We start from the raw sequence: 26,805 nt of genomic DNA on the forward strand, positions 1-26,805 counted from the left end.
CGGGTTCCTCATTCGAGATCCTATTCGTCCACGCGCTGCAGCAGCGCGACGGGGTAGATCGGCAGGAGATCGGCCAGCCGCACCGCGCCGGCCGCGTACAGCCGCCCGGTGAAGGTGTCGACGTAGCCGTTGCGGGCGGGGGCGAGCTCGATGGTCGTGTCGTCCCAGCCGCCGCGGCGGGCGAGGCCGATCGGCAGGCGCGTCGCCACCGTCACGGCACCCCCGCGGTCGAAGGCCACGACGTGATCGGCGGCCGAGCCGCGCGGCTCGAGGCCGTGGTACGTCGTGAAGAGCTCGGGCCGGTCGCGGCGCAGCCGGAGCGCGGTCGAGGTCACGAGCAGCTTGACCGCGCCGGTGTCGTCGGGGCCGGGCACGAGCTGGGGGAGCTCCCCGGCGTCCTGCGCCTCGAGCAGGTCCGAGCGCAGGTCGTAGTCGACCGGGCGCCGGTTGTCGGGGTCGACGAGCGAGCGGTCCCAGAGCTCGGTGCCCTGGTACACGTCCGGCACGCCGACGCTCGTGATCTGCACGAGCTTCTCGCCGAGCGAGTTGCTGCGGCCCGCGGCCTCGACCGCGGCGACCGCGCTCTCGACCAGGCCACGCACCGTGGGGTCGTCGTAGGCGGCGTCGACGGCCGCGTGCATCCGCTCTTCGAAGGTTTCGTCCACGTCGAGCCAGGCGGTCGAGTCACCGGCTTCGCGGGATGCCTTCTCGGCGTAGGCGTGGGCGCGCTCGCGGGAGAGCGGCCACGCGCCGACCATCGCCTGCCAGAGCAGGTTCTCGAACGGGCCGTCGCCGAGCGGCTGCAGGGAGCGCAGCTTCATCAGCGTGCCCGCCCAGCCCTCGCCGATCTCCGCGAGCGCCGAGATCCGTGCCCGGGTGTCCTCCGAGCGCTTCGTGTCGTGGGTCGAGAGGGTGGTCATCGAGTCCGGCAGGGTCGTCAGCCGGCGCTGCTGCCCGGCGTGGAAGGCGTCGGGGCCGAGCGAGAAGTGATCGGGGTCGGCGCCGACCTCGGTGAGGCTGGTCAGCCGGGTGTAGCGGTAGAACGCCGAATCCTCGACGCCCTTGGCCATGACCATTCCCGAGGTCTGCTGGAACCGGATGCTGGGGGCGGTCCCGGTGCGACCGAGCACCTCCGCGGTCTCGCGCAGCACCGCGGCGATCTCCGGCCGGTTCTGCTCGGCGAGCGCCAGCGCGTGCTCGAGGTGCTCGCGGCCCTCGGGGAGGTAGGAGCGGTAGACCGGGAAGCAGGTCAGGAGCTCGGAGACCGCATCCGTCACCTCGGCGGCGGGGGTCGGCGTCGGGAGACCGCCGGCGCGCTCGATGTCGCGGGTGAGGCGGCGGGCCTCGGCCTGCAGGATGCCGTCGGCGACGATCCGCTTCGTGTCGTGGATGAGCGCGTGGTAGCTCTGCAGGGGTCGCCCGTCGGCCTCCCGCAGCCGGGCGTCGAGGGCGTTGAGGGGCGCTTCACCGGCCGGATCGACGAACACGCGGTCGATCACGGCGAGCGCGTCGTAGCCGGTGGTGCCGGCCGAGGGCCAGTCCGGCTCGAGCGGCTCGTCGCCCTCGAGGATCTTCTCGATCAGGATGTAGGCGCCGCCGGTGAGCTGGGAGAGGCGTTCGATGTACCCGCCCGGGTCGGCGAGGCCGTCCGGGTGGTCGACGCGGAGGCCGTCCACGAGCCCCTCGCGGAACCAGCGGGCGATCTCGGCGTGGGACTCGTCGAACACCCACGGCTCCTCGACCCGGATGGCGGCGAGCGAGCTCACGGCGAAGAAGCGGCGGTAGTTGAGGTCGGTGCTCTCGCGGCGCCAGTTCACCAGCTCGTAGTTCTGGCGGCCGTGCACGGTGACGGGGTCGGCGCCGTCGTCGGCGCTGCCGGGAGCGACCGGGTAGCGGTTGTCGTAGTAGGCGAGCACGGTCTCGCCCGCGTCGTCCGTCTCGAGCGTGAGCGCGTCGAGCGAGTCGTCGCCGAGCACCGGGATGCGGATGCGTCCCTCGCCGGCCTCCCAGTCGACGTCGAAGGCGTCGGCGTACCGAGAGCCGCGGCCGTTCTTCAGAAGGTCCCACCACCAGGGGTTCTGGGCGGGGGTCGCGACGCCGACGTGGTTCGGCACGATGTCGACCAGCACGCCGAGACCGGCGTCGTGCGCCGCGTCGGCGAGCTCGCGGAGCCCCTCCGGACCCCCGCGCGAGGCGTCGATCCGGGAGTGGTCGGTCACGTCGTAGCCGTGCTGGGAGCCCTCCTCGGCCTGGAGCACCGGCGAGAGGTAGACCCAGTCGATGCCGAGGCGCGCGAGATAGGGCACCAGCCGCGCGGCGTCCTGGAGCCGGAAGTCGGGCGTGAGCTGGAAGCGGTAGGTGGAGCGGGGCGTGCGCATCCGGATTCTTTCTGGTCGATAGTTCGGTTGCGACCGCCCCGCTCCCGGCTAGGCCGTGGAGGGCGTGGTCGGGATCTGAGCGGTCTGGGCGCTCACGTCGGCCTGCGCCGTGAGCGATGCCGCGACCGAATGATCCGGTTCGACCTCGTTCTCGACGTGCACTCTGAGCACCACCATCGATCGTGCCTCGACCGTCATGGTTCCGCCAGCCTTGAAGACCTGGGAATCCGCCGCCTCGCCGGCCGTGTCGATCACGACGTCCCAGCTCTCCGCGTACTCGTCCGAGGGCAGGGCGAAGTCCTGGCGCTCGTCGTGGGCGTTGAAGTACATCAGGAAGTGCACGTCGCTGAGCGCCTGCCCGCGGGTGTCCCGCGCCCGGATGCCTTCGCCGTTCAGGAACACGCCGATCGAGCGCGAGAGCGGGGAATCCCAGTCCTCGGGCTGCATCTCGCCGGCATCCGTGTTCAGCCACACGATGTCCGGCAGCGGCTCGCCCTCGGTTCGCTTGACGGGCCGGCCGTCGAAGAAGCGGCTCCGGCGGAACGTCGGATGCTCCTTCCGCAGTCGCAGCACCGCCGAGGTGAACTCGATCAGCGGCTGGTCCTCGCTCTCCCAGTGCACCCAGGTGAGCGGCGAGTCCTGCGCGTAGGTGTTGTTGTTGCCGAGCTGCGTGCGGCCGAGCTCGTCGCCGTGCAGCAGCATCGGGACGCCCTGCGAGAGCAGCATGGTCGCGATGAAGTTGCGCTGCTGACGGGCACGCAGGGTGAGCACCTTGGGGTCGTCGGTCGGGCCCTCGACGCCGCAGTTCCAGGAGCGGTTGTGCGACTCCCCGTCGTTGTTGTCCTCGCCGTTGGCCTCGTTGTGCTTCTCGTTGTAGGAGACCAGGTCGCGGAGCGTGAAGCCGTCGTGGGCTGTGACGAAGTTGATGCTCGCCACCGGGCGGCGGCCGGAGTGCTCGTAGAGGTCGGCGGAGCCGGTCACGCGGCTCGCGAACTCGCCGAGCGTCGAGGGCTCGCCACGCCAGAAGTCGCGGACGGTGTCGCGGTACTTCCCGTTCCACTCCGTCCACTGCGGCGGGAAGTTGCCGACCTGGTACCCGCCGGGGCCGACGTCCCACGGCTCGGCGATCAGCTTGACCTGCGAGACCACCGGATCCTGCTGCACGAGCTCGAAGAAGGTCGACAGCCGATCGACGTCATAGAACTCGCGCGCCAAGGCGCTGGCGAGGTCGAAACGGAAACCGTCGACGTGCATCTCGGTCACCCAGTAGCGCAGCGAGTCCATGATCAGCTGCAGCGAGTGCGGGTGCCGCACGTTGAGCGTGTTGCCGGTGCCGGTGTAGTCCATGTAGTACCGCTGGTCGTCCTCCATCAGCCGGTAGTAGGCGCCGTTGTCGATGCCGCGGAAGCTCAGCGTCGGGCCGAGGTGGTTGCCTTCGGCGGTGTGGTTGTAGACCACGTCGAGGATGACCTCGATGCCGGCCGCGTGCAGCGACTTCACCATGCCCTTGAACTCCTGCACCTGCTGCCCGCGGTCGCCGGCGGAGGCGTAGGCGCCCTGGGGGGCGAAGAAGCCGATCGTGTTGTAGCCCCAGTAGTTGCTGAGGCCCTTGTCGATCAGGGTGCTGTCGTTGACGAACTGGTGCACCGGCATGAGCTCGATGGCGGTGACGCCGAGCTTCAGCAGGTGGTCGATGATGGCGGGGTTCGCGACGCCCGCGTAGGTTCCGCGCTGCTCCTCCGGAACGGCCGGGTGCAGCTCGGTCAGCCCCTTCACATGGGCCTCGTAGATCACCGACTCGCTGTACGGGATGCGCAGGTTGCGATCGCCGGACCAGTCGAAGAACGGGTTGATGACCACGCCGAGCATCATGTGCGCCGCGCTGTCCTCGTCGTTCCGGGAGTCCGGGTCGCCGAAGGTGTACGAGAAGAGCGACTGGTCCCAGTCGATCTCGCCGCTGGTCGCCTTCGCGTACGGGTCGAGCAGCAGCTTGTTGGGGTTGCAGCGCTGCCCGGTCTCCGGGTCGTACTCGCCGTGCACCCGGTAGCCGTAGCGCTGTCCGGGCTGCACCTGCGGGAGGTAGGCGTGCCAGACGTAGGCGTCGACCTCGGTCATCTCGACCTGCGTCTCGACCAGGGCGCCCGGGGACGCCGGGTCGTCGTCGAAGAGGCAGAGAACCACCCGGGCGGCGGCCTCACTGAAGAGCGCGAAGTTGGTGCCGCTCCCGTCGAAGGTCGCGCCGAGCGGGTAGGCCGATCCTGGCCAGGACTGCATGTGTTCTCCTGTCGATTGAGGTTCACGCTACCGGTGTTCAGGGTACGGGGCTGTCTGCGGACGCGCTCGCCGCGGTAGCGTGGCCCCATGGCGAACCTCGTGGAGACTCTGACAGACGCGACCAGGCAGATCGGTGTGGGCGCGGCGTACGGCGCACCCGTCGAGATCGACGGCGCATCCCTCGTCCCGGTGGCCCTGGTCTGGTCCGGCTTCGGCGGCGGCAACGGAAACGCCTCCTCGCCCGGCACCTCGGGGCAGAAGATCGGAGCCGGCGATGCCGGGGGCGAGGGCTTCGGCGGCGGCGGCGTGAGCATCCCGATCGGCGCCTATGTCACCGAGGGCGGCAAGGCGACCTTCGAGCCCAACCTGATCGCGCTGCTCGCGGTCTCGATCCCCGTCATCATGACGACCGGCTGGGCGCTCGCCCGTTTCGTCAGAGCGCTGAAGAAGTAGTTCCCCGCGGTTCTGCGGATGCCGGGGGAGTAAGCTCGAGCCGAACACGGGAGTCCGGTGAGCCGGGCTGAGAGGAAGGTTCTCAACCTTCGACCGTCGAACCTGATCTGGATCATGCCAGCGCAGGGAGGCATCTCGAGCCCGCGAGGCGTCCACCGCGAGAGCGGCCGGCCGGTGTCGCGGGCGACCCGTGCCCCTTCCACCGACTGAAAGGGCACGACAGTGCACACCACCACCGGAACCCCGTCCCCCGTCTCCTCCCCGCTCGCGCGACCGGGCCGCTTCCGCTGGCGCGTGGTCGACATCGTCGTCGCGAGCGTCATCGGCGTCGCGGCGGGCCTGATCTTCTGGATCTGGAACCTCGTCTACTCGCCGATCACCGGCCCCCTCGAGTTCGTCGCTCCCGGAGCCCAGGCCCTGCTCTACGGCGTGTGGCTGTTCGCCGGCGTGCTCGGCGGCCTGATCATCCGGAAGCCGGGTGCCGCCGTCTACACCGAGCTCGTCGCCGCCGTCGTCTCGGCCCTGGTCGGCACCCAGTGGGGCGGTGCGCTCACGATCCTCTCGGGCCTCGCCCAAGGCCTCGGTGCCGAAATCGTCTTCGCCCTCTTCCTGTACGGCAACTACCGCGCCTACGTCGCCGTCCTGGCGGGCGCGGGGGCCGGCGTCGGGATGGTCGTCAACGACCTCCTCACCTGGTACCCGGGATACGCGGTGGAGTTCAAGGTGGTCTACGCGATCGCCGGCGTGATCAGCGGGGCCGTCGTCGCCGGGCTGCTGTCGTTCCTGCTCATGCGGGGGCTCGCCCGCACGGGGGCCCTCAGCCGGTTCGCCGCCGGCCGCGGGGTCGCGGCCAGGGCGTAGCGCGTGGGGTCTGAGCCCGTGCCTGTCCCTGTGCCTATGTCGGGCGGGGTCGAGGGGCCTGCTGCCGGCTCACTCGGGCTCGAGGCGGCGGGCTGGGGATGGCGGCACGCGGGCCGCCCCGGCTGGGCGCTGCGCGGTCTCGACCTCGTCATCCGGCCGGGGGAGCGGGTGCTGCTGCTCGGTGCCTCCGGGGCCGGCAAGTCGACGCTCGTGCAGGCCTTCGCCGGCGTGCTCGGCGGCGCGGACGAGGGCGAGGAGGAGGGCTCGCTGACCGTCGGCGGTCTCCATCCCACCGACCGCCGGGGCGCCGTCGGCCTCCTCCAGCAGGATCCCGACTCGCAGGTCGTGCTCGACCGGGTCGGCGACGACGTGGCCTTCGGCTGCGAGAACCTGGCCGTCCCGCGCGAGGAGATCTGGCCGCGGGTCGACGAGGCGCTCGCCGCGGTCGGCCTCGCCCTGCCGCGGGACCGCTCGACCTCGGCGCTCTCCGGCGGTCAGAAGCAGCGCGTCGCACTCGCCGGCATCATCGCCATGCGGCCGGGCGTCATCCTGCTCGACGAGCCGACGGCGAACCTCGACCCCGAGGGGGTCGTCGAGGTGCGGGATGCGGTGGCCGGTCTGCTCGCCCGCCACCCGTCGACCTTCGTGGTCATCGAGCACCGCGTGGAGGTGTGGCTCGACGTCGTCGACCGCGTGGTGGTGCTCGCCCCCGGCGGCGGTGTGCTCGCCGACGGGTCGCCCGACGCAGTGCTTCGGGAGCGGGGGGCCGAGCTCGCGCGGGACGGCGTGTGGGTGCCGGGGCACGATCCGCTCCGGGGGCGCCGGGTGCGGGCGGTGGGCGGGGAAGCCTCAGGAGTGGCGGCGGCTGCGGCGGAGTCTGCGTCGTCGTCGGGATCGGCGTCGGCAGCGCCGGCCGCGATGGGCCGCGAGGTGCTCACGGTCCGGGATGCCGGGGTCGGCCGGGTGCCCGGAACCGTCGTCGCCCGCGGCATCGACGCGACCGTCCGGGCGGGGGAGGCCCTGGCCGTCACGGGCCCCAACGGAGCCGGCAAGTCGACGCTGGCGCTCACGATGGCGGGTCTGCTGCCCGTCGAAGAGGGCTCCGTGGCCGCGAGCGAGGATCTCGCGGCCGGGGTCGTCCCGCGCCGGCGATCCGGCCTGGGCCGCCGTCGGCGACGTGAGCTCGACCCCCGAGACCCCTTCGGCTGGGCGTCGCGCGACCTCCTCACCCGGATCGGCACGGTGTTCCAGGATCCCGAGCACCAGTTCGTCACCGGGACCGTGCGCGGCGAGCTCGAGGTGGCTTTGAAGGCACTGGGCCTGCCCGCCGACGAGGCCGACGGCCGCGTCACGGAGGTCGCGGAGCGCCTGCGCCTGGACGGCCTGCTCGAGGCGAATCCGTACACGCTCTCGGGTGGCGAGAAGCGCCGGCTCTCGGTGGCCTCGGTGCTCGTGGCCCGCCCGCGCATCCTGGTGCTCGACGAGCCCACCTTCGGGCAGGACTCCCGCACCTGGGCCGAGCTCGTGCTCCTCCTCGGCGAGCAGCTCGACCGCGGCACCGCGGTGATCGCGGTGACCCACGACCGGGACTTCATCGAGGCGCTCGCCGATCACGAGCTCGTCGTCGGCGCCGCGGGTGGCACCGGCCCGGGCTCCGCCCCGGGCACCGCCGCGCGGCCCGAGGGGTGGCTGCCGTGAGCGCGACCGGGCTGTCCCTGATCGGCGCGGTCGGCGGCGACCGCCGCATCCACGCCGTCAATCCCGTCGCCAAGCTAGCCGCGTCGCTCGTGCTCGGCGTGCTCCTGCTCATCACGATCGACTGGGTCTCGGCCGCGGTCGCGCTGGTGCTGGAGTCGGTGCTGTTCCTCTGGGCCGGTCTGCCGCTCCGCACCTTCTTCCGCCGCACCGCGCCGATCTGGATCGCCGCGCCCGTCGCGGGTGTCTCGACCCTGCTGTACGGGATCGCGAGCGGGCAGACCTACTTCCAGTTCGGCGTCATCCACATCACCGACGGATCGATCGGGCTGGCCGTCGCGACCGTGCTCCGCATCCTGGCCATCGGACTGCCCGCCGTGGTGCTCTTCGCGACGGTCGACCCGACCGACCTCGCCGACGGGCTCGCCCAGGTCTGGCACCTGCCGAGCCGGTTCGTGCTGGGGGCCCTCGCGGGCATCCGTCTGGCCGGCCTCTTCCTCGACGACTGGCGGCAGCTCGAGCTGGCCCGCCGCGCTCGGGGCATCGGCGACCGAGGACGCATCCGCCGGTTCGCGAACCAGGCCTTCGCGTTGCTGGTCATCTCGATCCGCCGCGGCAGCAAGCTGGCGACCGCGATGGAGGCGCGCGGCTTCGGCGGCAGCACCGTGCGCACCTGGGCCAGGCCCTCGACCTTCGGGGCGCGGGAGTGGCTGCTCGTGGCCATCGGAGCGGCCATCGGCGGCCTCGCCCTGACGGCGGCGCTCGTGACCGGCTCCTTCACTCCGGTGATCGGCTGAGGCATGACGGTGATCCTGATCGACGGTCCGAGCGGGTCGGGCAAGACCGGGCTGGCGCTGCGGATGCAGGCGGGCTGGGCGGGGCCGGACGTACCGACCCTCATCCACCTCGACAGCATCTACCCCGGCTGGGACGGGCTCGAGGAGGCGAGTCTCCACCTAACCGACGAGGTGCTGCGGCCGCTGCGGGCGGTGCGGGCGCTCTCGTCGGGCGAGGGGGATGCCGCAGGCCCGCGCTGGCGCCGGTACGACTGGGAGTCGGGGCGGCCCGCCGAGTGGCACGCGGTGGATGCGGCGCGGCCGCTCATCGTCGAGGGCTGCGGAGCCCTGAGCCGCGCCAACGAGGAGCTGGCCGACCTGACGATCTGGGTCGAGACCGACGACCGGGAGCGCAAACGCCGGGCCCTGGAGCGCGACGGCGAGCTCTACGCGCGGGAGTGGGACCGCTGGGAGGCGCAGTGGCGCGGGTTCGTCGCGCGGGAGGATCCGCGGTCGCTCGCGACGATGGTCGTAGAGACCTGAGCCGGCTCTCGGCGTCTATTTGCCCGTGCGCGAGTCGATGAATGCCGAGATGACCGGCACGGGGTTGCCGAGCCGCCACATCGGGCCGGGGTCGCCGATCCGCTGGTCGAGCACGAGCATCATCGTGATGTCGCCGTCGGGCGTGCCCACCGTGACCGTGCCGACCTGCTGGCCCTTGTTGCCCGTGGTCAGCGGCTGCGCGTCGACCGTGTAGGTCAGCGGGGAGGTGACCCACAGCATCCGGCTCTCGGTGGCCTTCGCCACCCCGTGCGCGGTCTCGCCCCAGGGGGTCGTGTAGGTGACGAAGGTCTCGCCCTCGGTCACGACCGGGGTCTGCTTCACCGTGGCGGCCGCGGAGGCCGAGAGCGCGGTCAGGTCGGCGTCGATCGTGTCCCAGTCGGGTTCGCGGAGGAACGCGCCGTAGAGCGTCTGGGTGCCCGAGTCGACCGTGACGTCGAGGGCGAAGAGGAAGCAGATGCCGGCCTGGTCGGTGTAGCTGCGCGAGAGGCCCACGTAGCCCTCGTCGGCGGCGTAGCGGGCGAGGTTGTCGACCGCGCGGCGGCCGTTGACCGCGGCGCCGTCGCTCCGCACGATCTCCGAGACGGCCGGGTCGGCGAAGGCGAGGGCGCTGATCCTCGCCAGATCGGTCGCTGAACCGACATCGCCTTCGTCGAGGCCCGTCGCGTCGACGAGCGAGACGCTGGTGAGACCGTTCTTCGTGAGCCAGGCCTGGGCGGCGGTGAGGTAGCCGTCCATCGAGCCGAACGCCCACCGCGCGAGGGAGTCGGCGTGGTTGTTGCTCGATCCGAGCAGCATCGCCTGCAGCATCTCGCGCTGGGTCCAGGTCTCGCCGGTGATGAACGAGACCGCACGGGCGCTCTCGGAGATGTATGTGACGTAGCTCTGGTAGTCCTCGGCGCTGATGGTGATCGTCTCGCCGGGGGCGCCCGCCTCCATCGGCTTCGCGTCGAGCACGACGAGTGCCGTGATGACCTTGGCGGCGCCGCCGATCGGCACGGCGTCTGTGCTGCCGCCGCTCGCGAGCACGGGGCCGGCGCCATCGACGACGATCGCGCTCGCGCCGGTCGAGGGCACCGTGGGGGCACCGCTCGCGGCCGACTCGGCGGGCGCCTGGTCGACGGATGCGGTGGCCGGCGGGAGCGGGCCGACGAGGGTCGCGGGGCCGTACAGTCCGATGCCCAGGATGACGAAGACCCCGACCACGATGACGACGGCGCGCACCGCCTTGCGTCCCGCTCTCGTCGCCATGACTTCAGGCTAAGCGGAGGTCTGTCCGGCGGAGGGGAGCAACGCGCCTCAGGCCCAGCCGAGTTCGTGCAGCTTCTCGTCGTCGATGCCGTAGAAGTGGGCGATCTCGTGCACGAGCGTGACGTGGATCTGGTCGCGGAGCTCGTCGAGGTCGTCGCAGATCGCCAGCAGGGGTTCGCGGTAGAGGATGATCCGGTCCGGCATCTCGCCGAAACCGTACTGGCCGCGCTCGGTGAGGGCCACGCCGTCGTAGAGGCCGAGGAGGTCGAGCGTGCCGTCCTCCGGCCGGTCCTCCACCACGAAGACGACGTTGTCGAGCCCGTCGATCATGTCGTCAGGCAGTTCGTCGAGCTCGTCGGAGACCAGCTCCTCGAAGGCGTCGGCATCGAGTTCGACCACGGCATGCTCCCTGCGTTGGGGCGGTGGCCGCCGGATACGGCGCCCGGATACGACGATGGCCCGGATTCCTCCGGGCCATCGCACTATTGGGGTGAATAACGGGACTCGAACCCGCGACATCCGGCACCACAAGCCAGCGCTCTACCAACTGAGCTATATCCACCATGTTCACCTCGCAACCGTGATTGCGGGGCAACGAGAAAACATTCTATTACAAACGCGACGTGAATTCGCGCACGACGTCGGCCGACACGATTTTGAGCTCGGCCGAGGTCGGTCCGGGCTCGGGGATGAAGACGGCCTTGCGGTAGTACTCCAGCTCGCGGATGGACTCCAGGATGTCGGCCAGCGCGCGGTGGCCGCCCGCCTTCTCGGGCGCGTTGAAGTACACGCGGGGGAACCAGCGGCGGGCCAGCTCCTTGATCGAGGAGACGTCGATGCTGCGGTAGTGCAGGTGGTTGTCGACCCGCGGCATGAACTTGGCGATGAACGCCCGGTCGGTGCCGATCGTGTTGCCCGCGAGGGGCGCCGTCTGGGCACCGGGCACGTGGGCCAGGATGTACTCGAGCACCTGGTACTCGGCGTCGGCGAGACTCACACCGAGCGGGATCTCGTCGAGCAGGCCGCTCGTCTCGTGCATGTTCGTGACGAAGTCGTTCATGTTCGCCAGGGCGGAGTCGTCGGGCTTGATGACGATGCTGAACCCGGGGTCGACGAGGTTAAGGTCGAAGTCGGTGATGACCACCGCGACCTCGACCAGTTCGTCGAGCTCGAGATCGAGCCCCGTCATCTCGCAGTCGATCCACACGAGACGGTCGGAGGAGGAACTCATGTCTGGAAGTCTATTGCGGGCCGGTGACACCCGGCGGCGGGGCGCGACGGAGCTCTCGTAGACTGGCGGCGATGATCACCGCACTCGCCGTCCTGCTCCTCGTCAACGCCGTCTGGAACGCCATCGTCTGGCCCCAGTTCTACAAGCGCGTCAGCCGTGACGACCGGGCACGGGATGCGGCAGGCAAGCCGACGCGTTTCCTGATCGTGCACGCGGTGCTGATCGGGATCTCGCTGCTGATCGCGGCGGTGTCGCTCGTGGTGGCGATCGTCGCGCTCGTCTCGGCGTAGCCTGCGTCTGTTCCGGTGCGGCGGCCGACCGCCGCCCGTCGCGCGGACGTCAGCGGCTGCGTCCCTCTGATGTGCCCCTGGCTGGATTCGAACCAGCGACAAACGGATTAGAAGGCCGGTGCTCTATCCACTGAGCTACAGGGGCGACCCCGAAAGCGTACTACCCGCTCGGGTCAGTCGCTGCTGCCGGCGCGGGGCGGGAAGGCGTGCACGGGCGGCGGGATCTCTCCGGCGGCGCGCGCCTCTCCCGGATCCGTCGTCGTCTCGAGGTCGCTGAAGGTGGGGCTCTGCGTGCGGCCGGCGAGACCGCGGCTGCCGGTGCCCGAGGCGACCTGCTGGACGGTCGGGCGCGGTTCGTGCGTGGGGGGCAGCGGAGCGGAGGGGGCGATCGGCGTGGCCTGGGTCGGCACGTCGGTGTAGTCGGGCCGCGCGGAGGCGGCCGGCGACGAAGCCATCGGAGACGAGGCCATCGGCGACGCGGTGGTCGCGTTCGGCCGGTCGAAGGGCGAGGAGGACTGAGCCGCGGCGGACGCGGCGGCGGACGTGCTCGAGGACGACGACGGGGCGGAGTACTGCGCGTGGTGCTGCTGGGCGACCCAGGCGTCCTGCTGCGCCAGCAGCTCGCTCTCGCTCGACGCGTCCTCGCTCTCCCAGCGCTCGAGGTCGCTCTGGAAGACGCGCTTGGCGCGCCCCGGGCGCTGCTGCCACTCGATCAGGCGGTCGCGGAACTCGAACACGGCGGGCTCGACCTGGTAGCCGAAGGTGGCCGAGTGCCGCTTCATCTCGGCCAGCGCGTGCGCGGCCCAGTTCGCGGCGACGTCGGCGCCCTTGATCGGCAGCAGGCGCACCTGGATGTCGGCCTGGCCGGTGGCCCGGTCGGCGAGGATCTGCTCCTGCGGGGTCAGCGAGTTCCACACGGACGCCTGCTCGGCGGCGTCGATCAGCGAGGCGATCGCCGAGATCTTGAGCTCGCGGTCGTGCTTGGCGAGCAGCCGCTTGACGGCAGAGCTCGCGATCCAGGCCGCGAGGAGGCCGGCCACGATGATGGCGACCGCCGGAAGGACCAGGTCGGAGACGACGTAGGCGCCGCTCGATGAGGAGAGCCAGCCCGTAAAACCATTCCACCATTCCATGAGCCGCAGATTACCCCCGGTCGTGGGGGATGCCGGGGAGCCGGGCCGGTGCGTCAGCGCAAGCACTCCGCGGCCTCGTCGCGCGTGTGGAAATCGCCGATGCCGACGACCCGGTTCGAGGAGGGGAGGAGCCGCTTGGCCGCGAATCGCAGCTCGCCGTCCGCGTCGATCTGTTCGACGTAGCCGAGCACGAGCCCGGATGCGGCGGTCACGCGCCAGTAGCCGTCGCGGATGCGGCGGAGGGCCGGGCCGGTCGTGGTGCTGCTCGTGGTGGTCATGTCAGAACGCTACGAGCACCCTCCGACATCGCCGCCGTCGCGGGGGCGCCGCATAGGATCGGGGGTATGGAAACCTTCGTACTCGCCGGCGGCTGCTTTTGGTGCCTCGACGCCGTCTACCGCACGCTCGAGGGCGTGCAGGACGTGGTGTCGGGCTACACGGGCGGCGACCTGCCGAACCCCACCTACGAGCAGGTCTGCACCGGGACGACCGGCCAGGCCGAGGCCGTCGCGGTGACCTTCGACCCCGAGGTCATCCCCGCCGACGTCATCCTCGACGTCTTCTTCACCCTCCACGACCCGCGGCAGCTGAACCGCCAGGGCAACGACATCGGAACCCAGTACCGGTCGGCGATGTTCTACGACGGCGACGAGCAGAAGGTCCTCTTCGAGGCGGCCCTCGAGCGCGCCGCCGAGCTGTGGGACGGCGGGATCGTCACCACCCTCGAGCCGCTCGGCGAGTTCTACCGCGCCGAGGAGTACCACCAGGACTTCTTCGCCAAGAACCCCGGCCAGGGCTACTGCATGGCCGTCGCGGTGCCGAAGGTCACGAAGGTGCGGAAGGCCTACGCGAAGTACATCAAGGCGGCCTGAGCCCGCCCGCTCCTGCACATCCCCGGAGGACCGGGACCCTCTCCACAGATCGGGTCCCGGTCCTTCCGTCGTTCCGGGAGCCCGCGCAGACTCGGTGCGTCCAGATGAACGACCGCCGCCGCGTGCGGCACGACTGCAAGGAGCAGCCCATGCCCGACCTCACCACCGTCACCGGGATCGTCGCGACCCCGCCTCGCCACATCACCACCAACAGCGGCCTCGAGATCACGAGCTTCCGTCTCGCCTCCGGCCAGCGCCGCTTCGACCGTGAGAAGCAGAAGTGGGTCGAGGCCGACACGAACTGGTACACGGTGACCGCGTTCCGCCAGCTCGCCCTGAACCTCGGCGGTTCGCTCGAACGCGGTCAGCACGTCCTCGTCTCCGGCCGGCTGCGCATCCGGGCGTGGGAAAACGGCGAGAAGTCCGGCACGAGCGTCGAGATCGAGGCGGATGCGGTGGGTCACGACCTCAGCTGGGGCACGTCGTCATTCACCCGGTCGGTCAGCGCGACCGGCGGCGGTGACACCGCCGGGGACGGCGGTGCGCGATCCGGCTCGGGGGCCGGGGGTCACCTCGACCAGGACGGCTGGGCCCTCACCGGGCCGGGGGAGCCCTCGGCCGACGAGGGCGGGAGCGTCGACGGCACCGGCACCGGCACCGGCGCAGACGCCGACAGCCGGGGCGAGGCGGATCGCCAGGATCAGCTCGTGCCGTTCTGATCCGCCGCCCCGGCAGTCTCCCAGGCGGAGGCGGCCGACACCGAATAAACTCGCAGCAGTTTTCGAGCCCAGCCCGGGAGACCGTGGCCGAGAGGATTTGTGCGACCGATGCAGACCACCCAGATCGACCGCGTCCCCCGTCGTCGGTCCCCGTGGAAGGTGGCGGCCGTGGGGCTGCTGCCGGTGGCGCTCGCCGTGGTCCTGGCCGGGTGCACCCCCGATCCCGAGCCCGCGACCTCCTCGGCGCCGGCCGCAGCGCCGACCGCCTCGGCAGCTCCCACGACCGACCCGGCCGCGACGGGGCTGACCCTCAACCCGACCGGCACGGCCGCCGACAACAAGGCGTTCTTCGACGCGGTCAACCAGGGGCTCATCGGCGGCAACCCCGCGGCCGACGGTGTCGCGATCACGACGAACCTGCGGGCGAACGGCTTCGACACCGCCGCCATGCAGGTCACGCCCGACGTGACGACCGTGGGGGTCGCCGCCGACTCGGTGCAGTTCTCGGTGAAGATGGGCAACGACTGCCTGATCGGGCAGTACGGCCACGGCCAGTACTCGAGCCTGGTGGCGCCGGCTCTCGGTACCGGCGCGTGCCTGGTGGGTCAGACCCGCGCAATAGACTGGTAACCATGGCCGAATACATTTACTCGATGGTGCGCGCCCGCAAAGCGGTGGGCGACAAGCTGATCCTCGACGACGTCACGATGGCGTTCCTCCCGGGCGCGAAAATCGGAGTGGTCGGCCCCAACGGCGCGGGCAAGTCGACGATCCTGAAGATCATGGCGGGGATGGACACCCCCTCCAACGGCGAGGCCAAGCTGACCCCCGGGTTCACCGTGGGCATCCTGATGCAGGAGCCCGAGCTCGACGAGACGAAGACCGTTCTCGAGAACGTGCAGGAGGGTGTCGGCCCGATCAAGGCCAAGCTCGACCGCTTCAACGAGATCAGCGCCGAGATGGCCGAGCCCGACGCCGACTTCGACACGCTGCTGGCCGAGATGGGCACGCTGCAGGAGGACATCGACGCGGCCGATGCGTGGGACCTCGACTCCCAGCTCGAGCAGGCGATGGACGCCTTGCGCACCCCGCCGGCCGACGCCCCCGTCGCCAACCTCTCCGGTGGTGAGAAGCGCCGTGTCGCGCTCTGCAAGCTGCTGCTTCAGAAGCCCGACCTCCTGCTCCTCGACGAGCCCACCAACCACCTCGACGCCGAGAGCGTGCTCTGGCTCGAGCAGCACCTGTCGCAGTACCACGGCGCCGTGCTTGCCGTCACCCACGACCGGTACTTCCTCGACCACGTGGCCGAGTGGATCGCCGAGGTCGACCGCGGCCGCCTCTACCCCTACGAGGGCAACTACTCCACCTACCTCGAGAAGAAGCGCGAGCGCCTCGAGGTGCAGGGCAAGAAGGACGCGAAGCTGGCCAAGCGCCTCGGCGAGGAGCTCGACTGGGTGCGCAGCAACGCAAAGGGCCGCCAGGCGAAGTCCAAGGCCCGTCTGGCCCGCTACGAGGAGATGGTGAGCGAGGCCGAGCGCACCCGCAAGCTCGACTTCGAAGAGATCCAGATCCCCGTCGGCCCCCGCCTGGGTGCCCAGGTGATCGAGGCCAAGAAGCTCCGCAAGGGCTTCGGCGAACGCATCCTGATCGACAACCTGTCGTTCACGCTGCCGCGCAACGGCATCGTCGGCGTGATCGGCCCGAACGGCGTCGGCAAGTCGACGCTGTTCAAGACGATCGTCGGCTTCGAGCCGCTCGACAGCGGCGACCTCAAGATCGGCGAGACGGTCGACATCTCCTATGTCGACCAGAGCCGTGGCGGCATCGACCCGAACAAGACGCTGTTCGAGGTCGTCTCCGACGGGCTCGACTACATCCAGGTCGGCAAGACCGAGGTGCCGGCGCGTGCCTACGTGTCGACCTTCGGCTTCAAGGGCCCTGACCAGCAGAAGAAGGCCGGTGTGCTCTCCGGTGGTGAGCGCAACCGCCTGAACCTCGCCCTCACGCTCAAGCAGGGCGGCAACCTGCTCCTGCTCGACGAGCCCACCAACGACCTCGACGTCGAGACCCTGTCGAGCCTCGAGAACGCTCTGCTCGAATACCCCGGCTGCGCCGTGGTCATCACGCACGACCGGTGGTTCCTCGACCGCATCGCCACGCACATCCTGGCCTACGAGGGCACGCCCGAAGACCCGGCCAACTGGTACTGGTTCGAGGGCAACTTCGAGGCCTACGAGGAGAACAAGATCGAGCGCCTCGGGGCCGACGCCGCGAAGCCATCGCGGGCGGCCTACCGCAAGCTGACGAGGGACTGACCGGCCGATGCGGCTGCACGTCCCGATCCAGCTCCGCTGGTCGGATCTGGATGCGTACGGGCACGTGAACAACGCGTCCGTCCTGAAGCTGCTCGAAGAGGCGCGCGTCTTCGCGTTCTGGGTCGACGGAGGTCTCGACGATCCGAACGCCTCCGAGTGGCCGACGGCCGTGATCGACATGAGCCTCGAGACCCGCACGAAGCTCGTCATCTCGCGCCAGGAGATCGAGTACCTCGACCAGATGCCCTACCTCCGGCGCCCGATCGACGTCGAGATGTGGATCGGGCACCTCGGCGGAGCGAGCCTCGACGTCTACTACGAGATCAAGAGCCCCTTCGAGGAGCGCGGGGCCGACGGCGAGGTCGCTCCGCAGACGGTCTACGTCAAGGCCGCGACCACGCTCGTGCTGATCGACGCCGAGACCGACCGGCCGCGCCGGATGGTGCCGCACGAGCGCCAGGCCTGGGAGCCGTACCTCGAGCCCCCGCTGACCTTCCGCCGCCGCAGCTGACGCGCGGCTGACCGCCCTCGACCGGCCGTCGCGCCATAGCCTGAAAAGCTGACGGCCCAGCTCAGCTCCGGGCCAGCCGGACCATGCCCTCCTGGGCGACCGAGGCGATCAGCCGCCCCTGCAGGTCGTACATCCGCCCCAGGCTGAGTCCGCGGCCGCCCGACGCGCTCGGCGACTCCTGCGTGTAGAGCAGCCACTCGTCGGCGCGCGCGAAGCGGTGCCACCACATGGCGTGGTCCAGGCTCGCCATCTTCAGGCCCGGGTTCGCCCACGGCACCCCGTGCCGCCGCAGCACCGGCTCGAGGATGGAGTAGTCGCTCGCGAAGGCGAGGGAGGCCCGGTGCAGGTCCGGGTCGTCCGGCAGCCGGCCCAGCGCCTTGATCCACACCGCCTGGTAGGGCGTCGGCTCGCCCTCGACCGTGAGGTAGACGGGGTCGGGGATGTGCCGCATGTCGAAGGCGCGCTCCCGGGCCCAGGTCTGCGCCATCGGATGGTCGATCTTCGAGAGCAGGTCGAAGGCGCTCGGCACCTCGTCGGGGCCGGGCAGATCCTCCGGGAGGTCGATCTGGTGGTCGAAGCCCTCGTCCTCAGTCTGGAACGACAGGATCGCCGAGAGGATGGGCACCCCGTCCTGGTAGGCCTGCGTGCGCCGGGTCGAGAACGATCGGCCGTCGTGCAGTCGGTCGACGGCGAAGGTGATCGACTTGGCGGCGTCGCCGGGCCGGAGGAAGTAGCCGTGCAGCGAGTGCACCGAGCGGCCGTCGTCGACGGTCCGTGCCGCGGCGATGATCGACTGGGCGAGCACCTGGCCGCCGAAGACCCGGCCGTTCGGCATCCACTGCGACGGGCCGGTGAAGATGTCCTCGCTCGTCCGGGCGCCGGTGTCGACGAGATCGAGGGTGGTCAGGAATCCCGCGAGAGGGTCGGACATGGTTCCTCCGGTGGTTCAGGACACAGCTGAGGCGACGTGGCTCACGTTCTCGCCCACTGTGAAGTAGTTTAGACAGCAGAGATGGTCCAGTTCTTCACCCTCATCGACGCCGCGTCGCTCGGCGACCTCAAGGTGTACCTCGGCCGCGCGGCCCGGGTCGAGAATGGCGCCGTACGACTGATCGGCGGCTTCGGGGTGCTCGCGGCCTACACCGCCACCCTCACGGCGAAGGGTCTGCTCGATCAGACGCCCACCGTGCTCGGTCTCCGCACCTTCGCTCTCGCGAGCCCGGAGCCCTTCGACGTCGTCGTCTCCATCCGCGCACTGCTCGACCGCCTCGCGCAGGTCTCGGTGCAGAACAACTCCGCCTCCGGCCCCCTCGAGATCCCGCTGCCGCCGCCCGAGCAGGGCATCGCCTGGGCCGGGATCAGCCCGCCCCGGGGCGGATGGGAGCGCGCCGGCTCCTTCGGGTCGGACGTGCTCGAGGTCGCCGCCCGGGCCGGTATCGCCGAGGTCGCCGCGGCCGTTCCCGACAACACGGGCGAGCAGCTCGTGCACAAGGTCCGCTCCGAGGTCTGGGGCCGGGATCTCGACGTGCTCCCCGGGCTCACTCCCCGGGTTCCCGCCGGCGCGGCCTTCTGCGCGGTCAGCCTCGGGTTCGTGAAGGGCGCCGACGACGTCGCCGTCTTCCACACGGGTCTGTGGCTGCGGCTCACGCTCAAGCGCGGGCACGTGCTCGTCCGGCGCTGAGCGCGCGACCCGGCCACCCTGCGACGAGCGTGGCGCCCCGGCGCTGAGCGCGCCGCCGCGCCACGAACACCCCACCCCGTCACACCGACGCCGCGGCCGCGCGCCCGGCCTGCCGCCCCGAGAACAGGCACCCGCCGAGGAACGTGCCCTCCAGCGCCCGGTAGCCGTGCACGCCCCCGCCGCCGAAGCCGCTGACCTCCCCGGCCGCGAAGAGCCCCGCCACCGGTGACCCCGCGGGCGAGAGCGCCCGCCCGCTCAGGTCGGTCTGGATCCCGCCGAGCGACTTCCTGGTCAGCACGTGCAGCTTCACCGCGATCAGGGGGCCGGCCGCGGGGTCGAGCAGGCGGTGCGGCTTGGCCACCCGGATGAGCTTGTCGCCGAGGTAGCGGCGTGCCCCGCGCAGGGCCGTGACCTGCGCATCCTTCGAGAAGGTGTTCGCCATCTCGCGGTCACGGGCGAAGACCTCGCGGGTGACCGTGGCGGCGTCGAGCGGTCCGTCGGGTTCGAGGTCGCGCATCCCGCGCAGCAGCTCGGGCAGGGTGTCGGCCACGACGAAGTCGACGCCGCGCTCCTTGAACGCCTCGACCGGTCCCGGGGCGCCGGGGCGGATGCGCTGGGCCAGCAACCGCAGGTCCTTGCCCGTCAGGTCGGGGTTCTGCTCGCTGCCCGAGAGCGCGAACTCCTTCTCGATGATCGCCTGCGTGAGCACGAACCAGCTGTAGTCGTGGCCCGTGCCGAGGATGTGCTCGAGGGTGCCGAGCGTGTCGAAGCCGGGGAAGAAGGGTCCGGGCAGGCGCCTCCCCGTGGCGTCCAGCCAGAGCGACGAGGGGCCGGGAAGGATCCGGATGCCGTGCAGGGGCCAGACCGGGTCGAAGTTCGTGATGCCCTCGGTGTAGTGCCACATCCGGTCGGTGTTCACCAGGCGCGCGCCGGCACGCTCGCTGATGCCGAGCATCCGCCCGTCGACGTGGGCCGGGACGCCTGAGAGCATCGTCGCCGGGGGAGCGCCCAGACGGGCGGGCCAGAGTTCCCGCACCAGGTCGTGATTGCCGCCGATCCCGCCGCTCGCCACGATGACGGCGCCGGCCGAGAGCTCGAACTCGCCCACCACCTCACGCGAGCTGGTCTCCCCGCGCCCGACCGGGCTCGGGGCCAGCACGCTGCCGCGCACTCCGGTCACCCGCGGGGTCTCGCCGCCCGAGGTCACGAGCTCGTCCACCCGGCGGCGGTGCAGGATGCGCGCGCGCCCCGAGGCCACGGCCTCCTGAAAGCGGGCGACGAACGGCGCCAGGACCCCCGGCCCGGTTCCCCAGGTGATGTGGAAGCGCGGCACCGAGTTGCCTGGCCCGGTCGCGGTGTGTCCGCCCCGCTCGGCCCAGCCGACGACGGGGAAGAAGCGCACGCCGAGCGAGTGCAGCCAGGCGCGCTTCTCGCCGGCCGCGAACTGCAGGTAGGCCTCGGCCCAGGCCTCGCCCCAGTGGTCCTCGGGTCGGTCGAACCCGGCGGTACCGATCCAGTCCTGGCGCGCGAGGTCGAGGCTGTCCTTCACGCGCATCCGCCGCTGTTCGGGGGAGTCGATCAGGAAGATACCGCCGAACGACCACCAGGCCTGGCCGCCGAGGGAGGCCTCGGGCTCCTGGTCGAGCACCGTCACCGTGCGGCCGGCCGCGATCACCTCGCAGGCGGCGACGAGCCCCGCGAGCCCCGCCCCCACCACGATCACGTCGGATTCGGTCGCGGAACCGTCTGCGGCTCGGGGCACGGGCAACTCCTTCGTCGCGCTACTGGTCGAACGTATTCACCATGGCATGCGCCGCACGCTCGAGATAGTCCCACAGCACTTCTCTGTCGAGCGGCGACAACTCGAGGGAGTCCACGGCCACCCGCATGTGTGCGAGCCAGCGGTCGCGCGCATCCGGGTTGACCTTGAACGGGTTGTGGCGCATCCGGAGCCGCGGGTGACCGCGCTCCTCGCTGTAGGTGCCCGGGCCGCCCCAGTACTGCTCGAGGAACTTGGTCAGCCGGTCGATCGCGCCGTCCCAGTCGTCGGCCGGGTACATCGGCTTCAGCACCGGATCCGTGCCGACGCCCTCGTAGAACCGGGTCACGAGCGCCACGAAGGTGTCGTGGCCCCCGATCTGCTCGTAGAGGGTGTTGGCGGGCTCGGACCGCTTCGGAGTGAGTTCCATGACCGTGGTCTCCAGTCGCTAGTCCTGCTTGGGGATGGGCTTCGTGCGCGGCGGGCGGGCGCCCTTGACGCTGTTGGCGCCCTCGAAGCCCGAGAGCACGACGGTGTTGAGCGAGGGCAGGCTCACGCCGAGCTCGTCGAGGGCGCGCTTCAAGCGGATCCGCAGTTCGCGGGCGACGTCGTCCTTGGCCGAGGTGCGGGTCTTGACCACCAGGCGGATGACCAGGGCCTCGGCCGAGATCGACTCGAGTCCCCAGATCTCCGGGCGCTCGACGATCCGCGAGCGCCACTTGGGCTCGGTCGACATGCCGACCGCGGTGGCGAGCATCTTGTCCTGCACCAGGTCGATGTCGGCGTCGTACGGGATGGCGAGGTCGAGGATGACCCGGGCCCAGCCCTGCGACATGTTGCCGACACGGAGGATCTCGCCGTTGCGCACGAACCAGAGCGTGCCGTTGACGTCTCGCACCTGGGTGACCCGGATGCCGACCGCCTCGACCACGCCGGTGGCGGGCCCGAGGTCGACAACGTCACCGACACCGAGCTGATCCTCGAACACCATGAACAGGCCGTTGAGCACGTCCTTCACGATGTTCTGGGCACCGAAACCGAGGCCGGCGCCGAGGGCGGCGGTGAGCAGGGCGAGAGAGCCCAGCACGTTCGGGTCGATGCGGGTGATGACGAGGATGATCGACACGATCACCACGGTCACGTTGATGACGTTCGTCAGCACCGTGCCGAGGGTTCGGGTGCGTTGAACGATCCGCACCGCCGCCAAGGGCGACGCCGAGAGCGCCTGGGTGTCGGTGACGTTCTGCTTCTTCTTGACACCGTTGACGACTTGGTCGACGAGCCGTCGCACCGAGAACAGCAGGATGCCGCGGATGACGATCGCGGCGACGATGATGATGAGGATGCCGATGGGCACCTGGTACGTATCGAAGAACGACCCGAGGTTCGTCCAGAACATGTTCCAATCCATATCCCACCAACCCTAGAGCGCCCGCCTCAACGCCCCCTCAACGCGCTATCCCCTATCTCGCTTCTGCGCCGCCAGCGCCCGGTCGACGCCCGCGAGGTTCTCGACGATGATGCGGCGGAGCGCCGGCGGCTCGGCGTTCGCGTCGAGCCAGGCCGCGGTCGCGTCGCGGAGCGCCTGGTTCGCCAGCGCGGCCGGGTAGAGCCCGTTGATGACCGAGCTCGCGATCGCGTAGCTGCGGGTCTCCCACAGGTTCTGCAGCGCGGCGAAGTACGTCGGCACGAGCGGCTCGAACAGCGCGGGGTCGGTGCCGCGCTGGAAGCCGAGCCCGGTGGCCCGCACGATCGCGTTCGGCGCCGCGTCGGTGTCGACGAGCGACGCGAACGCCGCCGCCTTGCCCTCGGGCGTCGGGATGGCGGCCCGGGCGTGCGCCGCGGACTGCTGGCCCGAGGCCGTGTTGTCCTCGGCGAGCGTCGCGTCGATCTCGGCCTGCCCGGCCTTGCCTCCGGCGACCAGCGAGATGAGGAGCTCCCAGGTGAGGTCGGTGTCGATGTCCAGCCCCTCCAGCACGACCGTGCCGTTGTGCAGGTGCGCGACGTTCTCGAGCTGCTCCTCGGTGCTCGCCAGCGCGGCGAAGAACTTCACGAACTGGAACTGCGCGTCGGAGCCGGGCTCCGCATCCAGAGCCAGTCGCCAGAGCGCGTCGGCCGCGCCCTCGATGGTCTCCTGCCGGTACTCCGGCGCCACGTACGCGGACGCGGTCAGCACCAGCTGCCCGAGCACCGTGCGGAGCGTCGTCGACTCGGTCTCGGTCGCGATGTTGCCGAGCACCAGCCGCACGAAGTCGCGACCCGAGGTCTCGGCGTCGCGCGTCGCATCCCACACCGAACCCCAGACGATCGAGCGCGCCAGCGGGCTCTCGATCGCGGCGAGGTTCTCGATGGCGGTGTCGAGCGAGTAGCCGTCGAGGCGGATCTTGGCGTATGCCAGGTCGTCGTCGTTCAGCAGCACGAGCGCGGGCCGAGGGTGGCCGACGAGCTCGGGCACCTCGGTGCGCTCGCCGTCGACATCGAGCTCGACGCGGTAGCGGCGCACCAGGGCGTCGCCGGCGAAGTCGTAGAAGCCGATCGCGAGACGGTGCGGGCGGATCGTCGGGTAGTCGAGCGTCGCCTCCTGCTTGACCGCGAACGAGGTGATCACGTCGTCGGAGTCGTAGGTGATCTCGGGACGCAGCGTGTTGACGCCCGCGGTCTCGAGCCACAGCTGCGACCACTCGGTGAGGTCGCGGCCGCTCGTCTTCTCGAGCTCGACCAGCAGGTCGGTGAGCTCGGTGTTGGCGAACTGGTGCTTGTTCACGTACGCGGCGACGCCGGCCATGAACTCGGTCTGGCCGACCCAGGCCACCAACTGCTTGAGCACCGAGGCGCCCTTGGCGTAGGTGATGCCGTCGAAGTTGACCTGCACGTCCTCGAGGTCGTTGATGGCCGCGACGATCGGATGGGTCGAGGGCAGCTGGTCCTGGCGGTAGGCCCAGCTCTTCTCCATGGCGGCGAAGGTGGTCCAGGCCTCCTTCCACTCCGTGGCCTCGGCGGTCGCGAGGGTCGACATGTACTCGGCGAACGACTCGTTCAGCCACAGGTCGTTCCACCAGCGCATGGTGACGAGGTCGCCGAACCACATGTGGGCGAGCTCGTGCAGGATCGTGACGACCCGGCGCTCGCGCACCGCCTCCGTCACCTTCGAGCGGAACACGTAGGTCTCGGTGAACGTCACCGCACCCGCGTTCTCCATCGCACCGGCGTTGAACTCCGGCACGAACAGCTGGTCGTACTTGGCGAAGGGGTACGGGAAGTCGTACTGCTTCTCGTAGAACTCGAAGCCCTGGCGGGTCTTCTCGAAGATGTAGTCCGCATCCATGTACTGCGAGAGCGAGGCCCGCGAGAACACGCCGAGCGGGATCGTGCGGCCGTCGGAGCTGGTCAGCTCGCTGCGCTCGACGATGTAGGGGCCCGCGACCAGGGCGGTGATGTAGCTCGAGATGCGCGGGGTGGGCTCGAAGGTCCAGGTCGCCGACTGGCCCGCGACCGCCGTGACGGGCTCGGGGGTGGGGGAGTTCGAGACGACCTCCCAGTAGTCGGGGGCCGTCACCGTGAAGGTGAAGACGGCCTTGAGGTCGGGCTGCTCGAACACCGCGAACATGCGGCGCGAGTCCGGCACCTCGAACTGGCTGTAGAGGTAGACCTCGTCGTCGACCGGGTCGACGAAGCGGTGCAGGCCCTCGCCGGTGTTCGTGTAGATCATGTCGGCGTCGACCATGAGGGTGTTCTCGGCCGCAAGCCCGTCGAGCTGGATGCGCACGCCGTCGCTCACCGCCGCCGGGTCGAGCGAGACGCCGTTCAGGGTCACCGCGTGCACGGTGCGGGTGATCGCGTCGATGAACGTCGACGCCCCCTCCGTGGCGGTGAAGACGACGGTGGTGGTGCTGCGGAACGTCTCGGGACCGGTGGTGAGGTCGAGGACGACGTCGTAGCTCGTGACGTCGACCACCGAGGCGCGTTCGCGAGCTTCTGCGCGGGTGAGGTTTTCTCCAGGCACTGTTTGCTCCTTGTCGATTGCGCGTCCAGCCTAGTTCGATTGCGGTGTCGGTCGAGGGTGCGAAGATGGCGGGATGACTGACAAGACGACCGTGGTTGATTTCTGGTTCGACCCGTCCTGCCCCTGGGCCTGGATGACCTCGCGCTGGGTCGACGAGGTGGCGCAGCAGCGCGACCTCGACGTGACCTGGCACATCATGAGCCTCGCCGTGCTGAACGAGGACAACCACGACCTGCCCGAGTCGTACAAGGCGTTCTTCCCGCGCGCCCTCCGCTACACCCGCCTGGTCGCCGCTGCGGCCGAGCTGCACGGCCAGGAGATCGTGAAGCCGCTGTACGACGCGCTCGGCACGCGCATCCACCCGGGCGGATCCACTGACTCCGACACCGTGATCGCCGAGGCGCTCGCCGAGGTCGGCCTGCCGGAATCGTTCGCCGCCTACGCCGACTCGGACGAGTACGACCCCCAGATGCGTGCCTCGCACTTCGACGGCATCCAGCGGGTGGGTCAGGATGTCGGCACCCCCGTCATCGCGGTGAACGGGGTCGCCTTCTTCGGCCCGGTCATCAGCCCGGCGCCCAAGGGCGAGATGGCGCTGACGCTGTGGGACGGCGTGGTGGCCGCGGCCTCCTACGACGGGTTCTTCGAGCTGAAGCGCTCGCGCACCCGCGACCCGCAGTTCTAGCCCTCGGGTCTCGTTCGGGTGACTTGAGCCGCGAGGCTTGCCAGCACGATGGCGAGGGTGAGGGCGCCGAGGGTGGTGGTGAGGGCGTCTAGGAGGACGTAGAAGAGGCGGGTTGCGGATGCGGCTTCCGCGGCTGACTGCAGGGCGATTACCACTACGGTGATTGCGGTCGCGAAGGCCATCACGAGCCAGAAAGCGCGTCGGGGGTCGTGGGCGGTGTGGGCCGGCGTGGGGGTGGGCGCGCGGTGGCGGAGCCAGAGCACGAGCCAGACTGCGAGGGCTGCCAGGCCGACGGCCGAGCTGGCGTAGTGGAGCCAGACGGCGATCGGGATGCCGGCCGCGGAGTCGTTCAAGGCGGGGACGAGCTGGGTGCCCCAGCTTCCGGGGTGGGTGAAGGCGTCCCAGACGACGTGGGTCAGCACTCCGATCAGCAGCGCCGCGAGAAGGAGCAGAGCGGATGCGACGCGAGGTCGTGCGTGCGCGTCGGCTCGCCAGAGGCTCCGCCAGCCGTCCACGGCGGTGCCGTCCCACTCCAGGGGGAGGCGTTCGGCGAGCTTCCGCGGGACGACGGCCCGGGCGACCGGCCGCACCACGACCCGCCAGATCGCGAAGGCGAGAAAAGCCAGGGGCATCGCCGTGACGAGGAACCACGGAAACTCGTGCGTGCTCTCGTAGCTGACGCCCACGGGGAGGAACAGCGGCAGATCCGGCACCATGGCCCCCGCCGCGACCGCGCCCGCCGGCAGCGCCGTCCGCGCGAACGGCACCGCGACGAAGGCGTGACTCACGGTGAACGGCACCCCGGCACCCTATCCGTCACCCCACCACCCACCCACGCAAATAAACTCTTCTCATGCGCATTCACATCGGGACGGATCATGCCGGGCTGGAGTTCAGCAGGATCGTCAACGAGCATCTGACGGCGGCCGGGCACGAGGTCGTCGACCACGGTCCGACCGAGTACGACCCGATCGACGACTACCCTTCGTTCTGCATCAACGCCGCCCACGCGGTCGTCGTCGACCAGGAGGCCGGTGTCGAGGCGCTCGGCGTCGTGTTCGGCGGATCCGGCAACGGCGAGCAGATCGCCGCGAACAAGGTGCGGGGCGTCCGCGCCGCCCTGGCCTGGAACGAGGCCACCGCCAAGCTCGCCCGCCAGCACAACGACGCCAACGTCATCTCGATCGGCGCCCGCCAGCACACCGTCGAGGAGGCCATCGCGCTGATCGACTTCTTCGTCGACGAGCCGTTCTCCCTCGAGGAGCGCCACGTGCGCCGCATCGCCCAGCTCGCCGAGTACGAGGCGACCGGCACCATCGCGGGGCGCGACGTCGACGCCTGACCCGGCCCCGTGGGC

27 protein-coding genes and 2 tRNA genes are annotated in these 26,805 nt (G+C 70.4%); 14 read left to right on the top strand and 15 right to left on the bottom strand.

The annotated features are described in order from the left end of the window. Positions 1–20: 20 nt before the first annotated feature. Positions 21–2,378: a malto-oligosyltrehalose synthase gene (gene treY / locus HSO01S_RS14305; RefSeq protein ID WP_066042737.1), complete on the bottom strand. Its 2,358-nt coding sequence runs from the start codon at positions 2,376–2,378 to the stop codon at positions 21–23. Between the two features lie 48 nt (positions 2,379–2,426). Next, positions 2,427–4,652, bottom strand: a complete 2,226-nt coding sequence (glgX, locus tag HSO01S_RS14310; protein WP_066042739.1) for a glycogen debranching protein GlgX — start codon at positions 4,650–4,652, stop codon at positions 2,427–2,429. Positions 4,653–4,739: 87 nt separating this feature from the next. Here glgX and HSO01S_RS14315 point away from each other — a divergent pair, with 87 nt between their 5' ends. The 5 genes from HSO01S_RS14315 to HSO01S_RS14335 all read left to right on the top strand — a co-directional run bounded on the left by HSO01S_RS14315 (position 4,740) and on the right by HSO01S_RS14335 (position 8,980). After that, positions 4,740–5,105, top strand: coding sequence for a hypothetical protein (locus HSO01S_RS14315; RefSeq protein ID WP_066042742.1), 366 nt, complete (start codon positions 4,740–4,742; stop codon positions 5,103–5,105). A gap of 222 nt (positions 5,106–5,327) precedes the next feature. Next, positions 5,328–5,966, top strand: coding sequence for an ECF transporter S component (locus HSO01S_RS14320; RefSeq protein WP_066042744.1), 639 nt, complete (start codon positions 5,328–5,330; stop codon positions 5,964–5,966). 36 nt (positions 5,967–6,002) lie between these two features. Beyond that, a complete protein-coding gene (locus HSO01S_RS14325; protein ID WP_066042747.1) occupies positions 6,003–7,664 on the top strand; it encodes an ABC transporter ATP-binding protein in 1,662 nt (553 codons plus the stop codon). Beyond that, positions 7,661–8,458, top strand: a complete 798-nt coding sequence (locus HSO01S_RS14330; RefSeq protein WP_245636014.1) for an energy-coupling factor transporter transmembrane component T family protein — start codon at positions 7,661–7,663, stop codon at positions 8,456–8,458. Before HSO01S_RS14325 ends, HSO01S_RS14330 begins: the two co-directional genes overlap by 4 nt. A gap of 3 nt (positions 8,459–8,461) precedes the next feature. Continuing rightward, a complete protein-coding gene (locus HSO01S_RS14335) occupies positions 8,462–8,980 on the top strand; it encodes a nucleoside/nucleotide kinase family protein (protein ID WP_066042750.1) in 519 nt (172 codons plus the stop codon). Positions 8,981–8,995: 15 nt separating this feature from the next. On the opposite strand, the gene HSO01S_RS14340 is transcribed toward HSO01S_RS14335, so the two are convergent. The 4 genes from HSO01S_RS14340 to orn all read right to left on the bottom strand — a co-directional run bounded on the left by HSO01S_RS14340 (position 8,996) and on the right by orn (position 11,480). Next, complete coding sequence (locus tag HSO01S_RS14340) at positions 8,996–10,249, bottom strand: D-alanyl-D-alanine carboxypeptidase family protein (protein ID WP_084361697.1); 1,254 nt, start codon at positions 10,247–10,249, stop codon at positions 8,996–8,998. Between the two features lie 48 nt (positions 10,250–10,297). Then, positions 10,298–10,648 carry a metallopeptidase family protein gene (locus HSO01S_RS14345; RefSeq protein ID WP_066042756.1) on the bottom strand — a complete coding sequence of 117 codons (351 nt, stop codon included), beginning with the start codon at positions 10,646–10,648 and terminating at the stop codon, positions 10,298–10,300. A gap of 87 nt (positions 10,649–10,735) precedes the next feature. Beyond that, positions 10,736–10,811 (bottom strand) — tRNA-His (locus tag HSO01S_RS14350). A 48-nt stretch (positions 10,812–10,859) separates the two neighbouring features. Continuing rightward, a complete protein-coding gene (orn, locus tag HSO01S_RS14355) occupies positions 10,860–11,480 on the bottom strand; it encodes an oligoribonuclease (protein ID WP_066042759.1) in 621 nt (206 codons plus the stop codon). A gap of 71 nt (positions 11,481–11,551) precedes the next feature. Between orn and HSO01S_RS14360 the strand changes: the two genes are divergently transcribed. Further along, positions 11,552–11,770, top strand: a complete 219-nt coding sequence (locus HSO01S_RS14360; RefSeq protein ID WP_066042762.1) for an SCO4848 family membrane protein — start codon at positions 11,552–11,554, stop codon at positions 11,768–11,770. 72 nt (positions 11,771–11,842) lie between these two features. On the opposite strand, the gene HSO01S_RS14365 is transcribed toward HSO01S_RS14360, so the two are convergent. The 3 genes from HSO01S_RS14365 to HSO01S_RS14375 all read right to left on the bottom strand — a co-directional run bounded on the left by HSO01S_RS14365 (position 11,843) and on the right by HSO01S_RS14375 (position 13,181). Then, a tRNA-Arg gene (locus HSO01S_RS14365) sits at positions 11,843–11,915 on the bottom strand. A gap of 28 nt (positions 11,916–11,943) precedes the next feature. Beyond that, entirely contained in the window at positions 11,944–12,903 is a 960-nt protein-coding gene (locus HSO01S_RS14370) for a hypothetical protein (RefSeq protein ID WP_174522997.1), read from the bottom strand. Positions 12,904–12,956: 53 nt separating this feature from the next. Next, on the bottom strand, positions 12,957–13,181 hold the full coding sequence (locus HSO01S_RS14375; RefSeq protein WP_066042765.1) for a hypothetical protein: 225 nt from the start codon (positions 13,179–13,181) through the stop codon (positions 12,957–12,959). Between the two features lie 66 nt (positions 13,182–13,247). Here HSO01S_RS14375 and msrA point away from each other — a divergent pair, with 66 nt between their 5' ends. The 5 genes from msrA to HSO01S_RS14400 all read left to right on the top strand — a co-directional run bounded on the left by msrA (position 13,248) and on the right by HSO01S_RS14400 (position 17,320). Then, positions 13,248–13,775, top strand: coding sequence for a peptide-methionine (S)-S-oxide reductase MsrA (gene msrA, locus HSO01S_RS14380; protein ID WP_066042768.1), 528 nt, complete (start codon positions 13,248–13,250; stop codon positions 13,773–13,775). A gap of 149 nt (positions 13,776–13,924) precedes the next feature. Beyond that, complete coding sequence (locus tag HSO01S_RS14385) at positions 13,925–14,494, top strand: single-stranded DNA-binding protein (protein WP_084361715.1); 570 nt, start codon at positions 13,925–13,927, stop codon at positions 14,492–14,494. Positions 14,495–14,602: 108 nt separating this feature from the next. Beyond that, on the top strand, positions 14,603–15,124 hold the full coding sequence (locus HSO01S_RS14390) for a DUF6993 domain-containing protein (protein ID WP_245636015.1): 522 nt from the start codon (positions 14,603–14,605) through the stop codon (positions 15,122–15,124). Positions 15,125–15,126: 2 nt separating this feature from the next. After that, the gene (gene ettA, locus HSO01S_RS14395) at positions 15,127–16,809 is read left to right on the top strand and encodes an energy-dependent translational throttle protein EttA (protein WP_066042771.1); all 1,683 of its coding nucleotides are present in this window, start codon (positions 15,127–15,129) and stop codon (positions 16,807–16,809) included. A gap of 7 nt (positions 16,810–16,816) precedes the next feature. Next, a complete protein-coding gene (locus tag HSO01S_RS14400; RefSeq protein WP_066042774.1) occupies positions 16,817–17,320 on the top strand; it encodes an acyl-CoA thioesterase in 504 nt (167 codons plus the stop codon). Between the two features lie 61 nt (positions 17,321–17,381). Here HSO01S_RS14400 and HSO01S_RS14405 read toward each other — a convergent pair whose 3' ends face one another. After that, positions 17,382–18,251, bottom strand: coding sequence for an acyl-CoA thioesterase (locus HSO01S_RS14405; RefSeq protein WP_066042777.1), 870 nt, complete (start codon positions 18,249–18,251; stop codon positions 17,382–17,384). A gap of 81 nt (positions 18,252–18,332) precedes the next feature. Here HSO01S_RS14405 and HSO01S_RS14410 point away from each other — a divergent pair, with 81 nt between their 5' ends. Then, complete coding sequence (locus HSO01S_RS14410; protein ID WP_066042781.1) at positions 18,333–19,001, top strand: DUF8185 domain-containing protein; 669 nt, start codon at positions 18,333–18,335, stop codon at positions 18,999–19,001. Positions 19,002–19,080: 79 nt separating this feature from the next. Here HSO01S_RS14410 and HSO01S_RS14415 read toward each other — a convergent pair whose 3' ends face one another. The 4 genes from HSO01S_RS14415 to pepN are packed head-to-tail and all read right to left on the bottom strand — an operon-like array spanning position 19,081 to position 24,763. Next, a complete protein-coding gene (locus tag HSO01S_RS14415; protein WP_066042784.1) occupies positions 19,081–20,763 on the bottom strand; it encodes an FAD-binding dehydrogenase in 1,683 nt (560 codons plus the stop codon). A gap of 19 nt (positions 20,764–20,782) precedes the next feature. After that, positions 20,783–21,190 (bottom strand): globin, encoded by a 408-nt coding sequence (locus HSO01S_RS14420; protein ID WP_066042787.1) that lies wholly within the window; start codon positions 21,188–21,190, stop codon positions 20,783–20,785. Positions 21,191–21,208: 18 nt separating this feature from the next. Next, complete coding sequence (locus HSO01S_RS14425) at positions 21,209–22,159, bottom strand: mechanosensitive ion channel family protein (RefSeq protein WP_245636016.1); 951 nt, start codon at positions 22,157–22,159, stop codon at positions 21,209–21,211. A 57-nt stretch (positions 22,160–22,216) separates the two neighbouring features. Beyond that, positions 22,217–24,763 carry an aminopeptidase N gene (pepN, locus tag HSO01S_RS14430; protein WP_066042792.1) on the bottom strand — a complete coding sequence of 849 codons (2,547 nt, stop codon included), beginning with the start codon at positions 24,761–24,763 and terminating at the stop codon, positions 22,217–22,219. Between the two features lie 73 nt (positions 24,764–24,836). On the opposite strand from pepN, the gene HSO01S_RS14435 reads away from it, so the two are divergent. Continuing rightward, positions 24,837–25,448, top strand: coding sequence for a mycothiol-dependent nitroreductase Rv2466c family protein (locus HSO01S_RS14435; protein ID WP_066042794.1), 612 nt, complete (start codon positions 24,837–24,839; stop codon positions 25,446–25,448). Here HSO01S_RS14435 and HSO01S_RS14440 read toward each other — a convergent pair. Then, the gene (locus HSO01S_RS14440) at positions 25,445–26,248 is read right to left on the bottom strand and encodes a DUF4184 family protein (protein ID WP_066042796.1); all 804 of its coding nucleotides are present in this window, start codon (positions 26,246–26,248) and stop codon (positions 25,445–25,447) included. The two genes, HSO01S_RS14435 and HSO01S_RS14440, sit on opposite strands and share 4 nt — an antisense overlap. Before the next feature lie 53 nt (positions 26,249–26,301). Between HSO01S_RS14440 and HSO01S_RS14445 the strand changes: the two genes are divergently transcribed. Further along, on the top strand, positions 26,302–26,790 hold the full coding sequence (locus HSO01S_RS14445; protein WP_066042798.1) for a ribose-5-phosphate isomerase: 489 nt from the start codon (positions 26,302–26,304) through the stop codon (positions 26,788–26,790). The last annotated feature ends 15 nt before the right edge of the window (positions 26,791–26,805 follow it).

The organism is Herbiconiux solani NBRC 106740 (assembly GCF_001571005.1).
Lineage (GTDB): Bacteria > Actinomycetota > Actinomycetes > Actinomycetales > Microbacteriaceae > Herbiconiux > Herbiconiux solani.